This is a genomic window from Actinomycetota bacterium (genome assembly GCA_035640355.1).
In the GTDB taxonomy this organism is placed as follows: domain Bacteria; phylum Actinomycetota; class UBA4738; order UBA4738; family HRBIN12; genus CALGFI01.
Map to the genome: position 1 here is coordinate 79,114 of DASQWI010000017.1, position 13,727 is coordinate 92,840.

The 13,727-nt window shown below is 68.7% G+C and carries 14 protein-coding genes; 11 read left to right on the top strand and 3 right to left on the bottom strand.

The genetic code is table 11. The features are described from left to right. The first annotated feature begins 1 nt into the window (after position 1). Genes VFA08_08965 through VFA08_08975 form a run of 3 tightly spaced genes read left to right on the top strand, consistent with a single transcriptional unit; the run spans position 2 to position 3,026 of the window. Positions 2–691 carry a lysophospholipid acyltransferase family protein gene (locus tag VFA08_08965; protein ID HYZ13718.1) on the top strand — a complete coding sequence of 230 codons (690 nt, stop codon included), beginning with the start codon at positions 2–4 and terminating at the stop codon, positions 689–691. A 41-nt stretch (positions 692–732) separates the two neighbouring features. After that, positions 733–1,926 carry an aminotransferase class I/II-fold pyridoxal phosphate-dependent enzyme gene (locus tag VFA08_08970; protein ID HYZ13719.1) on the top strand — a complete coding sequence of 398 codons (1,194 nt, stop codon included), beginning with the start codon at positions 733–735 and terminating at the stop codon, positions 1,924–1,926. Continuing rightward, a complete protein-coding gene (locus tag VFA08_08975) occupies positions 1,923–3,026 on the top strand; it encodes a D-alanine--D-alanine ligase family protein (protein HYZ13720.1) in 1,104 nt (367 codons plus the stop codon). Before VFA08_08970 ends, VFA08_08975 begins: the two co-directional genes overlap by 4 nt. Before the next feature lie 19 nt (positions 3,027–3,045). On the opposite strand, the gene VFA08_08980 is transcribed toward VFA08_08975, so the two are convergent. Further along, complete coding sequence (locus VFA08_08980; protein ID HYZ13721.1) at positions 3,046–3,279, bottom strand: Lrp/AsnC ligand binding domain-containing protein; 234 nt, start codon at positions 3,277–3,279, stop codon at positions 3,046–3,048. A gap of 109 nt (positions 3,280–3,388) precedes the next feature. Between VFA08_08980 and VFA08_08985 the strand changes: the two genes are divergently transcribed. From VFA08_08985 to VFA08_08995, 3 genes are read left to right on the top strand one after another with little or no spacing between them, the layout of a single operon-like run. Next, complete coding sequence (locus VFA08_08985; protein ID HYZ13722.1) at positions 3,389–3,595, top strand: hypothetical protein; 207 nt, start codon at positions 3,389–3,391, stop codon at positions 3,593–3,595. After that, positions 3,592–4,290 carry a phosphoribosyltransferase family protein gene (locus tag VFA08_08990; protein HYZ13723.1) on the top strand — a complete coding sequence of 233 codons (699 nt, stop codon included), beginning with the start codon at positions 3,592–3,594 and terminating at the stop codon, positions 4,288–4,290. The genes VFA08_08985 and VFA08_08990 overlap by 4 nt, the downstream gene beginning before the upstream one ends. Further along, positions 4,287–4,628 (top strand): hypothetical protein, encoded by a 342-nt coding sequence (locus VFA08_08995; GenBank protein HYZ13724.1) that lies wholly within the window; start codon positions 4,287–4,289, stop codon positions 4,626–4,628. The genes VFA08_08990 and VFA08_08995 overlap by 4 nt, the downstream gene beginning before the upstream one ends. Here the strand turns inward: VFA08_08995 and VFA08_09000 are convergent. Next, a complete protein-coding gene (locus tag VFA08_09000; protein ID HYZ13725.1) occupies positions 4,612–6,123 on the bottom strand; it encodes a phosphoenolpyruvate carboxykinase in 1,512 nt (503 codons plus the stop codon). The two genes, VFA08_08995 and VFA08_09000, sit on opposite strands and share 17 nt — an antisense overlap. Before the next feature lie 108 nt (positions 6,124–6,231). Between VFA08_09000 and thiL the strand changes: the two genes are divergently transcribed. Both thiL and thiD read left to right on the top strand, forming a co-directional pair. Continuing rightward, positions 6,232–7,233, top strand: coding sequence for a thiamine-phosphate kinase (gene thiL, locus VFA08_09005; GenBank protein ID HYZ13726.1), 1,002 nt, complete (start codon positions 6,232–6,234; stop codon positions 7,231–7,233). Further along, a complete protein-coding gene (gene thiD, locus VFA08_09010) occupies positions 7,230–8,054 on the top strand; it encodes a bifunctional hydroxymethylpyrimidine kinase/phosphomethylpyrimidine kinase (GenBank protein ID HYZ13727.1) in 825 nt (274 codons plus the stop codon). Before thiL ends, thiD begins: the two co-directional genes overlap by 4 nt. Here thiD and rpmB read toward each other — a convergent pair. Further along, positions 8,038–8,259, bottom strand: coding sequence for a 50S ribosomal protein L28 (rpmB, locus tag VFA08_09015; GenBank protein ID HYZ13728.1), 222 nt, complete (start codon positions 8,257–8,259; stop codon positions 8,038–8,040). The genes thiD and rpmB overlap by 17 nt on opposite strands. 142 nt (positions 8,260–8,401) lie before the next feature. Between rpmB and recG the strand changes: the two genes are divergently transcribed. The 3 genes from recG to VFA08_09030 all read left to right on the top strand — a co-directional run bounded on the left by recG (position 8,402) and on the right by VFA08_09030 (position 13,696). Continuing rightward, positions 8,402–10,669 carry an ATP-dependent DNA helicase RecG gene (gene recG, locus VFA08_09020; GenBank protein HYZ13729.1) on the top strand — a complete coding sequence of 756 codons (2,268 nt, stop codon included), beginning with the start codon at positions 8,402–8,404 and terminating at the stop codon, positions 10,667–10,669. An 85-nt stretch (positions 10,670–10,754) separates the two neighbouring features. Continuing rightward, the gene (locus tag VFA08_09025) at positions 10,755–13,058 is read left to right on the top strand and encodes a PAS domain S-box protein (GenBank protein HYZ13730.1); all 2,304 of its coding nucleotides are present in this window, start codon (positions 10,755–10,757) and stop codon (positions 13,056–13,058) included. Then, positions 13,055–13,696 carry a response regulator transcription factor gene (locus tag VFA08_09030; protein HYZ13731.1) on the top strand — a complete coding sequence of 214 codons (642 nt, stop codon included), beginning with the start codon at positions 13,055–13,057 and terminating at the stop codon, positions 13,694–13,696. Before VFA08_09025 ends, VFA08_09030 begins: the two co-directional genes overlap by 4 nt. Positions 13,697–13,727 lie beyond the last annotated feature (31 nt).

Sequence of the window (13,727 nt, forward strand, 5' to 3'; positions counted from 1 at the left end):
GTTGGAGCCGTGGTACCGCGCGATGGTCGGGGTGCTGCGCCCACCGTTCCAGCTCTGGTTCAACTGGCGATTCGAGGGTCTCGAGCGGGTGCCGGCCGAGGGTCCGGCCATCATCGCAGGCAATCACCTGTCATACCTCGACCCGTTCGCGCACGCCTACTTCGTCGTGAAGGCGGGGCGACGGCCGAGGTTCCTGGCGAAGCAGGAGCTGTTCGACGCGCCGTTCGTGGGGGCGGTGCTCCGCGGCGCGGGGCAGATTCCCGTTCGCCGCGGAACGGGCGATCGATCGCCCCTCGAGGAGGCGGAACGAGCGATCGCGGAGGGTGATGTCGTCGTGATCTACCCCGAGGGAACGAGCACGACGACGAACACGGACTTCTCTCCGAGTCGTGGAAAGACCGGCGCCGTTCGCCTGTCGGTCGCGACGGGCGTCCCCATCATCCCCGTGGCGACGTGGGGCGGTCAGTACGTGTGGCGGCGCGATGGGAGGCAGAGCGTCGCGTTCGGCCGTCCCATCTGGTTGCGAGCGGGCGAGCCGTTCGACGCGGCCACTCGAGCCGGCGCGGATCCCGATCACTCGATGGTTCGCGCGGTGACCGATCAGTTGATGGACGAGCTCGCCTCGCTCGTCGATGGGCTACGAGGGCGCTACCCCGAGCGCTGGACGAATGCAGAAAGGCCAACGAAGTAGGCTGCCGAGCGAGCCGCGCGATCGAACGTGGCTCAGCGGAGGTGGCTGTGGACGAGGATTGGCGCCCGGGGTTCGCGACCAGGGCGGTCCACGGCGCCCGGATGCCGCCGATCGACCAGGACGCGCCGAGCGTTCCGATCTTCCAATCCTCGACGTTCCGGTTCGAGACGTCGGAACGGTATGCCGACACGATCTCGTTCCGCCGGCCTGGCTACACCTATACGCGCGGGTACGGGAACCCAACGCTCGCCGCGTTCGAGACGCTCATGGCCGATCTCGAGGAGACCGAGGCGGCCTTCTCGTTCGCGAGCGGCATGGCGGCCATCCACACCGTCGTCACGGCGTGCGCCGGTGCCGGCGATCGCATCGTCGCGAGTCCGGAGCTCTATGGAGGCACCTTCTCGCTGTTTCGGAACGTCCTTCCGCGGTACGGCATCGAGGTCACGTTCGTCGACGCTCACGATCACGACGCGGTCGGCGATGCGCTGCCGGGCGCGAAGCTCTTCTATTGCGAGACGATCGCCAACCCGAACGTCACGGTCGTTGACCTCGAGGCACTCTCGAAGCTCTGTCAGAACGCCGGTGTGCCGGCGGCGGTTGACAACACGTTCGCGTCGCCGTACCTGTGCAACCCGGCGCGGTACGGATTCGATTTCGTGTTGCATTCGGCGACGAAGTACATCGGCGGCCACAGCGACCTGATCGCGGGCGTCGTCTGCTGCTCCGAACGCGACGCGGCGCGACTGCGCAACACGGTGATCGAGACCGGAGCGACGATGGCGCCACTCGAGGCCTGGTTGTGCATGCGCGGCCTCGCGACGCTCGAGCTCCGGATGCACCGACACTCGGCGAACGCGCTCTCGCTCGCGACGTTCCTCGAACAGCATCCGAAGGTGGACCGCGTGCATTACCCGGGATTGGCGACGCATCCGCATCATGCGCTGGCGCGCCGGCAACTCCCAATGGGGTTCGGCGGCATGCTCGCGTTCGAGGTCGATGGCGGCGTGGACGCGGGAAGGCGGTTCTGCGACGGCGTCGAGCTCGCATGGATCGCAGCCAGCCTCGGCGGGACGCAGACCCTGGTCGGTCACGCGGCGTCGACGACGCACAGACAGCTCGACGCCCAGGCGCGTCGCGCCGCCGGCCTCGCAGACGGCCTGGTCCGCGTCAGCGTGGGGATCGAGGACCCCGATGACATCGCCGCCGACTTCGCGCGAGCGCTGGAGAAGGTGTGAGACGCCGCGTCGTGCTGCTGTTCGGTGGGCGCTCCGCCGAGCACGAGATCTCCGTGATCTCGGCGCGTTCGGTGTTCGACGCGCTCGACCGCGATCGGTACGAGGTCGTCGCGATCGGTGTGACGAGGGACGGCCGGTGGCAGCTCATGCCGAGCGGACCGCCGGCGTTGCAGGGAGGTTCGTCGCAGACGCTGCCGTCGGTAGAGCGATCTCCGGGGGAAGAGGTGGCGCTCGACCAGGAACCGGGGGCGCACGCGATCGTCGCCGCCGACGGCTGTCGGACCGAGATCGACGTCGTGTTCCCGGTGATGCACGGCCCCTACGGCGAGGACGGGTCGATCCAGGGGTTCCTCGAGATGGCCGGCGTGCCGTACGTCGGTTCGGGCGTGCTCGGATCCGCACTGGGGATGGACAAAGCGGTGCAGAAGGTCCTGTTTCACTCGGCGGGCATCCCCGTCGTGCTCCACGACGCGGTGTACGAACGCGAGTGGGAGGAGGACCCACAGGCGGTCGAGGCCCGCGCCGAGCATCTGGGGACGCCGTTGTTCGTCAAGCCCGCGGCACTCGGGTCGTCCGTCGGCGTCACCAAGGTGCGCGAGCGCGGGGAGCTCCGTGCCGGACTGGAGGAAGCGTTTCGCTACGGGACAAAGGCGCTCCTCGAGGCGGCGGTCGACGGCGGTCGAGAGCTCGAGTGCGCGGTGCTCGGCAACGACGATCCAGTCGCGTCGTTAGCTGGCGAGATCATCCCGCGCGGCCACGAGTTCTACGACTACGACGCGAAGTACCTCGACGAGCACGGTGCCGAGCTCGTGATCCCCGCCGACATCCCGCCCGAGACGCTCGAAGACATTCAGCGGCTGTCGATCGCGGCGTTCCGAGCGATCGACGCCTCCGGCCTCGCGCGCGTCGACTTCTTCCTGACGAGCGACGGGGGTTTGTTCGTGAACGAGCTCAACACGATCCCCGGATTCACCAGCATCTCGATGTACCCGAAGCTCTGGGAGGCGTCCGGCGTTCCGTACGCTGATCTCGTCGACCGGTTGATCGAGCTGGCGATCGAGCGCCACGAGCACGATCGGAAGAAGGGTTTCGGCGGGTAACAGCTCCTCGCCGTTTCGACTAAAGGTGCACGACGGGGCAGGTGAGCGTCCGCGTGATGCCCTCGACGCCCTGGATCCTGGCGACGACGAGCCTGCCGAGTTCGTCCACGTTCTTCGCCTCCGCGCGGACGATTACGTCGTACGGTCCGGTGACGTCCTCGGCCTCCGATACGCCGGTGATCCCGCGAACGTCCTTGGCGACCTGCGCGGCCTTTCCGACCTCGGTCTGGATGAGGATGTAGGCCTGGACCACCGAACGCCTCCCTCCGTCGGATACGCCCCGCGCGTTCGAACGCGGCCACTCTATGCACGCACCGTGGAGGCGGCAAACGCACGCACCGACAGAGTGGGATGATCGACACATGTCCGCCGCCAAGCGGAAGCGAACGAGCCGCGACGACCCGCTCGCGCCGTACCGCAGGCTTCGAAGACCGATGCCGCCTCCGGAGAAGGTGATCGGCGACCGGCGGCATGAGATCGAGGACGACGAAGCGCGTCGCGAGATCGACGACGCGACGCGCCGTCGAACTCGCAGCGACGAACAGACGCCGAACGAGGACGAGGGGTGATCTTCTCCGACCGCGCCGAGGCGGGCGACGTCCTCGCCGATGCACTGCTCGAGTACGCCGGCACGGACTCCGTAGTCCTGGCCATCCCCCGCGGCGGCGTCGTCGTCGGCCGGGCCGTCGCCGACGCGCTCGGCGCGCCACTCGACGTCGTCGTGCCACGAAAGATCGGCGCACCAGGCAATCCCGAGCTCGGCCTCGGCGCCGTTGCTCCGGGCGTCCGCGTGCTCGACGACCGTCTCGTCCGCTCGCTGCACGTGACGCCGGAGTACCTCGAGCGCGAGATCGCCGCGCAGGAGCGCGAGATCGAACGGCGCGTACGCGCGTATCGGGAGGGACGTCCTCCCGCCGACGTTCGGGGCAAGGTGGCGATCGTCGTCGACGACGGAATCGCCACGGGAGGAACCGCCGCGGCCGCTCTTCGGTGGGCGCGCGAGCGTGGCGCGTCGAAGGTCATCCTTGCCGTTCCCGTCGCTCCGGTTCAATCGATCGCGAAGCTTCGGGAGGACGCCGACCGGATGGTGGTGCTCGCAACGCCCGAGCCGTTCCTCGCCGTCGGCGAGTGGTACCGCACGTTCAACCAGACGAGCGACGACGAGGTGGTTCGGCTGCTTGCGAGGGCGCCAGGGTCCAGGGGTAGCACGGCGAGCGATCCGAGCGTGGTGCGGCCCCACCGGGAAGAGGGAGGTGCGGCGTGAGGATCGTGGAGGTGGTGATCGCCATCGTGTTCGTCCTCCTCGGCCTTCGCTCGCTGTGGAGTTGGACGCGCCGGCCGTTCGACGGAACCGACGTGTCCGATCACGCGTTGTACGCGTTGTTCGTGACGGGGCGCGTGGGCCTGTGGTTCGCGGTGGCCGGGTTGTTCGCGATCTATGCGTCGGTGGATCTGCGCGGGCGAGCGTGGGTGGACGAGGTCGAGCCCTACCGGTGGTACCTGATCGTTCCCCTCGTTCTGGCGGCGTTGCAACTCCTGGCCGGGTGGTTCCTCGGCCGGCGCTCGCCGTCGGGCGAGCGCGACGTCAGCCCGCCGCCTTGATGATCTCCGGTGTGAGCTCGGGGAACTCCTCCAGCCTGGCGACCCGCTCCCGTTTCAGCCGATCGACGACCTCGCCGTACTCGACCATCCTGCCTTGCCGCTCGTACAGGAGGCGGGGCCGCAGCAGGTCGGCGTCGTCGATGCCGGGCAGGTTCTCGGCGACGAGGTAGCCGAAGTCATCGTCCTCGGTCCACGAGATCGAACCCTCAGCGATGCCCTCGACGCACGCCGACGTATCCGGGATCCGTACCTTCTTGGACCGCTCATCGCCGTCCGGCCCGCCCACGCGTCCCGTGTTGAGCAGGTACGTCTCGATCGGGTGCGTGGCGAGCAGTTCGAGAATGCGGTTCCCCTGCAGCCCGTGGGGTATCGGGAAGAACGGGTTGGTTCCCGGAACGCGGAGGAACTTCCCCGCCTCCGCGGCGCCGCCCGCAGACGTTCCGGTGGTCTCGCCGAGCATGAAGTACGCCGCGGCCTGTTCGTCGTTGAGCTTCGCCACGGCCGGGATGATGTCCTGGTTGCGGTTGAGGATGAGGAGCGCGTCGACCGGTCCGACCTCGCGAGCGTCACGGTAGCGCTCCAGGTCGTCCATACCGAACACGGCACGCCCGTTCTGTGTGTAGGACTGCTCGAAGAAGTTCACCTTCCCCGATCCGTCCTGGAACACGTTCTCCAGATACGTGGTCGGCTTCACCACCGCGCGGTAGATGTTCGGCTCGAAGCTCGGGTCGAGGCTGAACGTCTTGGCGAAGCACCCGTTCTCCGTTCCGTGCGCCTTGCCGCCAGGCATCAGCGCGACGAAGTCGTCCTGCACGGGGAGCGAGTCGTTCTGCGTAGTGAACGTCGTGGTCGTCTTTCCGGTCCCGGACAATCCGATGATCATGAACACGCGTTCGCCGCGGGCCGTCGGGATCACCTTCATGCCGGCGTGGAGCGCGAGCCCCCCGAGGTCGTAGACCTTCTTGTTCCACATCCGAAGGCCGCCCTTCTTCGACTCCCCGAAGTAGTCGGCGCCGATCACCCGCGTGAGGCCGTTCTCGAGATCGACCGCGATGACGCGATCATCGGGATAGCCGGGAGCGGAGAGGTTCGGCGTGTAGACGACGTGCACTTCCGGGTCGGCATCGTCGTCTCGCCGGAAGTAGAGCTTCTGCTGCATGCCCGCGATGTTCGCGTTCGCCGTCTCGATCGATAGGCGGGCGCGCGTTCGAAACTCCGGGTCGTTGCCTATGTAACCGTCGATCACCAGCGCGTCTCGACCGCGAAGGTATTCGTCCTGCATGGCCGCGATCCGTTCGAACTCCTCGCGGGTCATCGTCTTTCCGGACGAACGCTCGGCGACGACGTATGTGCTTCCCGCGCTCCGCGAGGTCACCCGCGCCTGGACGTTGACGCTCCCGAACTCGGTGATCCGGCACGTGGGCATGCGCTCGGTGTAATCGCGCAGCTCCTCCGGCGTTGGGCTCTGATGGACGGTGCGCGCCTGGACGAGCAAACGAACGTCTCCTTCTGTGGTGGGCGCGAGCGCATCGACGCAGCTCGGAGCCCATCTATCCTACAGAACGTCCGGCGCCCAATCGAACACAATCGCGCCGCAGCCGCCATGGACCTGACCGAGGACGAGCTCGTCGCAGCGATCACCCGGCTCCTCACCGGGGAGGCGCGCGACGTCGTGGTCGGCCTCGGCGACGACGCGGCCGTGCTCGCGGCCGGCACCGGTCAGCTGGTCGTGACGACGGACATGCTCGTGGAGGGCGTGCACTTCGAGCGATCGTCGATCTCACCGCGCGATCTCGGTGCGAAGTCCGTCACCGTGAACGTGTCCGACATCGCCGCGATGGGAGGGAGCCCCCGCTCGGCGCTGGTATCGATCGCGCTGTCGCCCGACGTCGACGCCGCGTGGGTGATCGAGCTGTACGGGGGGATGCGCGACGCGTGCGCCGAATACGCGCTCGCCCTGGTCGGCGGCGACACCAATCGGGGCGACATCCTGATCGTCGCCGTCACCGTGATCGGTCAGGTCGCGCCGGGTCGCGCGGTGCCGCGCTCGGGCGCTCGCCCGGGCGATGCGATCGCCGTCACCGGTTCGCTCGGCGCTGCCGCCGGAGGACTCCGTGTCTCGCGGGCCAGCGCGGCCGTTCGGCAGGCGGCGCTGTCGAAGCCGTGGGGCCGCGCGCTCCTCGGTGCGCTCGCGCGGCCGTTCGCGCGTGTCGGAGAAGGGCAGATGCTCGCGCGAAGCGGCGCGCGCGCGATGATCGACCTTTCCGACGGGCTCGCGAAGGACCTCGCTCGCGTGTGCCTCGCCAGTGGCGTCGGCGCGCGCGTGGAGCTCGACGCGGTTCCCGTCGCGCAGGCGCTCCGTGACGGGGCGGAGACGCTGGACGTCGATGCGCTCGGGCTCGCGCTTTCCGGCGGCGAGGACTACGAGCTGCTCGCGACGCTCGATCCGGACGATGCGGACGCGGCGGGGCGAGCGCTTCGGGAGCGTTTCGGCGTGACGCTCGCGACGATCGGAACGATCATCGAAGGTGATGGGCTCGTCGGCGTCGACGCCGACGGACGCGAGAAGCCGATCGAGCCGGAGGGGTGGGACCACTTCGCATGAGCACGGCATCGGCCGCCCGACCCCGAGCGCTGTCGATCGCCGGATCCGACTCCGGGGGCGGCGCCGGAGTCCAGGCGGACCTCAAGACGTTCAGCGCGCTCGGTGTGTTCGGGATGACGGCCATCACGGCCGTCACCGTTCAGAACACCAAGGGCGTCTCCGGGTATGAGCGGCTGTCGCCGCAATCGGTCGGCGACCAGATCCGCGCGGTCGTGACCGACATCGGCGTCGACGCCGCGAAGACCGGGATGCTGGCGTCCGCGCCGATCGTCGAGGCCGTCGCCGAAGCCGTTGCCGACACACGCGTTCCGAACGTCGTCGTCGATCCGGTCTTCGTGTCGAAACATGGACACGCGCTCCTGGACGAAGACGCCGTCGACTCGCTTCGAAACCGGATCGTTCCGCTGGCGACACTGGTCACGCCGAACCTGGCCGAGGCGACCGGTCTTGCCGGATTCCGCGTCGACTCGCGCGACCTGATGGAGGACGCCGCCGAGGCGATCCAGGCGATGGGGCCGACGGCGGTGCTGGTGAAGGGCGGACACCTCGAGGACACCGACCGCGCCGACGACCTGTTCTTCGACGGCGATCGACTCGTCTGGGTCGAGGGGGAACGGATCGACACCCCGCATACGCACGGGACCGGGTGCGTCCTCTCGTCCTCGATCGCGGCCTATCTCGCGCGGGGCGAGACCCTTCTGGACGCGGTTGGTCTGGGGAAGCGGTTCGTGACCGACGCGATCAGGCACGCGCTGCCGATCGGCGAGGGGATCGGTCCGGTCGACCCGCTTTTCGGGGTGCGGATCAGCCCGAGGGGGTGACGGCCGACGACTTGGCCGGCGGCCGCTGCACCTTGCCGGCCTTCAGGCAGCTCGTGCAGACGTTCACGCGCTTCGGCTTCCCGTCGACGAGCGCGCGGATTCGCTGCACGTTTGGGTTCCACCGGCGAGGTGAACGCCGGTGGGAGTGAGAGACCTGCATGCCGAAAAACGGTCTCTTCCCGCAGATTTCGCACACCGCTGCCATAGCGCGGCCAGGGTAACAGACACCCCTGGGGAGACTGGTTCGATCCACGAGTGGCAAGTACGACGAAGCGCCGGAAGCGTCGCATGTGCCGCGTGGTAGAACGCAGTATGCCTCCGCACGCCCGCGAACGGCCTCGTCGCGCATGCCGCTGACGCTCGACTCGCCCGTCTCCGCGATCGACCGGCGGCTCGCCAATCGACGGACGGGCGTGCAGACCAAGGGCCCACCCGCGTCAGACGTCCTCGCCGGCATCGAGATCGAAACGGTGCGGGACCTCCTGCACCACTACCCGCGCCGATACATCGACCGTTCGGAGGTCTCGCGGATCCGCGATCTCCGCGTCGGGCTGCCGGCGACGGTGATCGGACGTGTGCGGAAGGTGGAGCGACGGCGGACGCGTTCAAGGACCACGATGGTCACCGTCGTCCTGTACGACGGCACCGCGACGATCGACCTTGTCTTCTTCAACCAGCCGTGGATCGTCAACGTGTACCGGGAGGGTCACGAGGTCGCGGCGTCCGGCGTGATGCAGCTGTACCGCGGCCGGCGTCAGCTCACCAAGCACGACGTCGAGCTCCTCACGGCGGACGAGGGAGACCTCGTTCACACCGGCCGCATCACGCCTGTGCACCGCGCGACCGACGGCATCACCACGCGAACGATCCGTGAGCTGGTGTGGCACGCGCTCGAGCAGCTCCGCTCGATCCCCGATCCGTTGCCCGAAAACGTCGTGGCCGCCGAGGCGCTCGCGGCGTTCGACGGCGCGATCCGGTCCATCCACTTCCCGGCAACCCAGCAAGAGCTCCTTACGGCGATCGAACGGCTGAAGTTCGACGAGCTGTTCGCCCTCGAGGTCGGCGTGGCGTTCCGGAAGCAACGCCTCGAGAGCGCCGAGCCCGGGGTTTCTCACACGCCCGATGGTCCGCTCACCGAACGACTCGCCGGCGTCCTCCCGTTCGAGCCGACGAAAGCGCAAACACGCGCCATTGAGGAGATCGACGCTGCGATGGCGCGGCCCCGACCGATGAACGTGCTCCTGCAAGGCGACGTCGGATCGGGCAAGACGCTGGTGGCGCTGCACGCGGCGCTCGTCGCCATCCAGAGCGGACACCAGGCAGCGGTGATGGCGCCGACGGAGGTGCTCGCCGGGCAGCACTTCCGTTCGATCGAGGATCTCCTGAGGGGTTCGGGGGGCCCAAGAAGCGAGCGCGAACGCGCGAGCGTTGGCCCCCCGGAGACGGGTCCATTCGGGGCGCACCCGTACCTCGATCCGAGCGGGCCCGAACCCGCGAGGACGGATGGGCAGGTGTCGCTCCTCGACCACGAACCTCCCGCAGAGGCTCAGGCGGGCCTGACGTACGCGCTCCTCACCGCGTCGGTCACCGGGCGGAACCGCGCGAAGCTCCTCGACGCCATCGCGAGCGGTGAGGTCGATCTCGTCGTGGGGACGCACGCGCTCGTGCAGGAGGGCGTGGCCTTCGCCGATCTCTCGCTCGCGGTGGTCGACGAGCAGCACCGCTTCGGGGTCCACCAGCGGATGGCCCTGAAGGGAAAGGGCGCCTCGCCGGATGTGCTGATCATGACGGCGACACCGATCCCGCGAACGCTCGCCCTCACGTACTACGGCGACCTGGACATGGTCGTCCTCGACGAGATGCCGAAGGGGCGGCGTCCGGTCGAGACGCGCATCGCGCGTAGTGCGGAGGAGCGCGAGGCTGCGTACGACGTCGTCCGCCGGGAGGTCGCCGCGGGGCGGCAGGCGTTCGTGGTCTGCGCGGCGATCGACGAGGCGAACAAGACCGAGGTTCGCGCGGCTGAGGTCGAGGCCGAACGCCTGGCGACCAAGGTGTTCCCCGATCTTTCCGTCGAGCTGTTGCATGGGCGCATGCGACCCGCGGAGAAGGAGCGACGCATGGAGGCGTATCGCGCCGGTGAGCACCACGTTCTGATCTCGACGACCGTGATCGAGGTCGGCGTGGACGTGCCGAACGCAACCGTCATGCTCGTCGAGAACGCGGAGCGGTTCGGCCTCGCGCAGCTCCACCAGTTGCGCGGACGGATCGGCCGCGGCGAACACGCCTCGTTCTGCATCCTGTTCGACGAGAGCACGCCGGACAACGACGACGCCAGGGCGCGACTGCTGGCGATGGTGCGGACGACGGACGGGTTCGAGCTCGCCGACGAGGACCTCCGCCTCCGGGGGGAGGGGACGCTGTTCGACGTGAAGCAGTCGGGCTTGCCCGACCTCAAGCTCGCGCGGTTGGCCGAGGACCTTGACCTCGTCCGGCGGGCCCGCGCCCGCGCGTTCGAGGTGATCGAGGCCGACCCGGGGCTCGAGGATCACCCGGCGCTGATGGGGGAGCTCCGGGCGCGGTTCGAGCATTCGATCGACTGGCTGTTCAGCTCGTAGAGAGACGCGAGGACGGATCACCGTCGGGACGGCCTACGCCTCCGGCCCTACAGATGAGCACGATTCCGCCCGAGGGATTGGGGAGATGTTCCCTCGGGCACCAACCGGCGCGACGCCCACCGAGCGCGCGCACCGCTTCGCGGTTCGCGCGGCGTTCGCGTACGCCTTGGTCGCTTCGATGTGGGTCGTCGGCCTGGACATCGCGCTGCACATGCTGCTCGAGGATCCCCTGGCGCGCTCGGTCGGCATCGCCAAGGAGGCGGTCTTCGTCCTGGCTTCGACGGGCGTGGTGTGGCTATGTATCCGGCGGTTCAGGCGGGAGTGGCAGCTCGCGCAGGGCGAGGTCGACGCGGCTGATGACGCGTTGCGGGAGTCTGAACATCGGAACCGCCTGCTCGTCGAACGCGTCCCCGGCGTTGTATGGCTGAACGAGGTCGACCGGGACGATCCGAAACGAACGCATTGCATCTACGTTGCCCCGCAGCTCGAGGAGCTCTTGGGCTACAAGCCGGACGAGTGGATGACCGACGACGACCTGTGGCAACGCGTGATCGTCGAGGACGACCGCGAGGCCGTCCTGGCCGCGAGCGATGTCGCGGACGAGACGGGCGTACTGAGCATCGAGTATCGCGCACGCCGACGCGATGGCGGCATCGTCTGGATCCACGACGAGGCCGTTCTGATCCCCGCCGACAGCGGGCGTCCCTCGCAGTGGCAGGGCCTGATGGTCGACATCACGCCGCAACGTGTCCAGGACGCGGCGCTGCACGAGCTCACCCAGTCTCTCGGCGGGGTCTTCAGCGCCTCCCCGCTCGGCATCATCGTCATCGAGTCCGACGGCCGGGTCCGCCACTGGAACCCCGCAGCCGAGCAGATGTTCGGGTGGACCGCGGCGGAGATCGTGGGCCAACCACTGCCGTACCTGCCGCCCGACAAGAAGCAGGAGTTCGCCGACCTGATGAGGCGGGAGCTCGCGGGTGAACGCATCGCGGGGTTCGAGACGACGCGGATGCGCAAGGACGGATCTCGGATCGACGTCAGCCTCTCGGTTGCCGCCCTCCGCGACGCCGACGGTGAGATCTCCGGCATGCTCGGCGTCATCGAGGACATCTCGGACCGGCGGCAGGCCGAGCAGGACAGGCGGCGAGCGCTCGACCGGCAGCTCCGTCTGGCCACGCGGCTGGAGCTGCTGCATCAGGTGGACCGCGACGTCCTGGCGGCGACGTCGATCGACGAGATGGCGGGACAGGCGCTCGAACACCTCCGACGCCTCGTGCCGTTCGATGGGGGAACCGTCGCGCTCGTCGACGCGGCGACCGGAAGGCTCACGTCCGTCGCCGTACGCCACTTCTCCGACTCGCTCGGTCCCGTTCCGGATTCGGCCACCGACATACCGGACGATGTCGTGCGAGAGCTGCTCTCGCACGACGTGCTGGTCACAGACGACCTGCAAGAGGTCGATACCCCGACTCCGTCCGCGGCGATGGCGCGAAGCGTCGGCGTCCGGAGCACGCTCTCCGTGGCGCTCAAGGCGGACGAGGGACAGCTCGGTGCGTTGATGCTCTCGTCGATGGAGCCGGGCGTGTTCGACGAGGAGGCGGCCGACATCGCGTCGGAGGTCGGCTCCGAGCTCGCCATCGCGTTCAGGCAGGCCCTGTTGCGAGACGCGCTGGCGGAACGCGCGACGCAGCTCGAGCAGCTGGCTCAGGAACGGCAACAGATGCTGCACCGCATCGTCCGGGCCCAGGAAGAAGAGCGCGAACGTGTGGCGCTCGAACTCCACGACGGCCTCGGCCAGCTGCTCACGTCGATCTCGCTGTTCGCATCAGACTTGGAGCTGGAGGTCCCGCCGCGAGCGAGGCCCCGCGCCGTTCGCGTGACCGAGCTCGTCCGGCGCGCGATCGCGGACAGCCGTCAGCTCGTGTGGAGCCTCCGCCCACCCGAGCTCGAACGACTCGGCCTCGTACCGGCGGTGCGCCGACTCGCGGAGGACGTCTCCGTCCCGGACGTCCTCGTCGACTTGCACGAGGAGATCGGGGAGCTTCGGCTTCCCCCGGAGTCCGAGGCGGTCGTGTATCGCGTCGTGCAAGAGGCCGTCCACAACGCGCAGAAGCACGCGCGCGCCGAGGCGATCTCGATCGTGATGCGGCGGAACGACGGCATGCTGACGACGCTCGTCGAAGACAACGGCAGGGGGTTCGATCCGGCTTCGATCCAGCCGGGACGGGGACTCGGATTGATCGGCATGCGCGAGCGCGCCGAGCTCGTCGAGGGCAGGCTCGTGGTCGAGTCGGCTACCGGGGCAGGGACCAGGATCCGGCTCGAGGTTCCGATCAAGGATGCGCCGAACGTCACACGCACCGCTGTCCCGGGGAGGGTGAACGCGTGAACGGCGCCACGATCGGCGTGCTCCTGATCGACGACCACGTTGTCGTCCGAGAGGGCTTGCGCGCACTTCTGGAACGACAGGACGGTGTCACCGTCGTGGCCGAGGCCGGTTCGGTCGACGACGCAGTGGCGCTCGACGTCCGTGCCGACGTCGTCGTCGCGGACTTGATGCTTCCGGACGAGCGGGGGGCCGAGGTGGTCCGCCGTCTCAAGCAACGGCACCCGGCCGCCGCGATCCTGGTGCTGACGATGGTGGACAACCCGACGGACGTGCAGATGTGTCTCGCCGCCGGCGCGAGCGGCTACCTCCTGAAGGAGACGGCCTCGACGGAGCTCGTCGACGCGGTTCGGCGCGTCGCTGCTGGCTCGGAATACCTCCAGCCCTCGCTGGGCGCCGCGCTCGCTCGGTGGCGCGACACGCCCGGTCGCGTCCGGGCGCGTGCCATCGACGACCTCAGCGAGCGCGAACGCGAGGTGCTGCGCCTCATCGCGCTCGGGCACACGAACGCCGAGATCGCCTCGATGCTGTTCGTCTCTGTGCGAACCGTCGAGAACCACCGCGCGAGCGTCATGCGCAAGCTCGGCCTTCGCACCCGCGCCGAGCTCGTTCGGCACGCGAACGAGGCCGGGGTCGTCTAGCCCCGCCGCGTGATGGAGGCTGTGTAGCTTC

Bases quoted from the DNA above. Each gene is read 5' to 3' on its own strand.
- VFA08_08985 (HYZ13722.1), top strand. From the start codon at position 3,389: ATGTCCGCCGCCAAGCGGAAGCGAACGAGCCGCGACGACCCGCTCGCG.
- thiL (HYZ13726.1), top strand. From the start codon at position 6,232: ATGGACCTGACCGAGGACGAGCTCGTCGCAGCGATCACCCGGCTCCTC.
- thiD (HYZ13727.1), top strand. From the start codon at position 7,230: ATGAGCACGGCATCGGCCGCCCGACCCCGAGCGCTGTCGATCGCCGGA.
- rpmB (HYZ13728.1), bottom strand. From the start codon at position 8,259: ATGGCAGCGGTGTGCGAAATCTGCGGGAAGAGACCGTTTTTCGGCATG.
- recG (HYZ13729.1), top strand. From the start codon at position 8,402: ATGCCGCTGACGCTCGACTCGCCCGTCTCCGCGATCGACCGGCGGCTC.
- VFA08_09025 (HYZ13730.1), top strand. From the start codon at position 10,755: ATGTTCCCTCGGGCACCAACCGGCGCGACGCCCACCGAGCGCGCGCAC.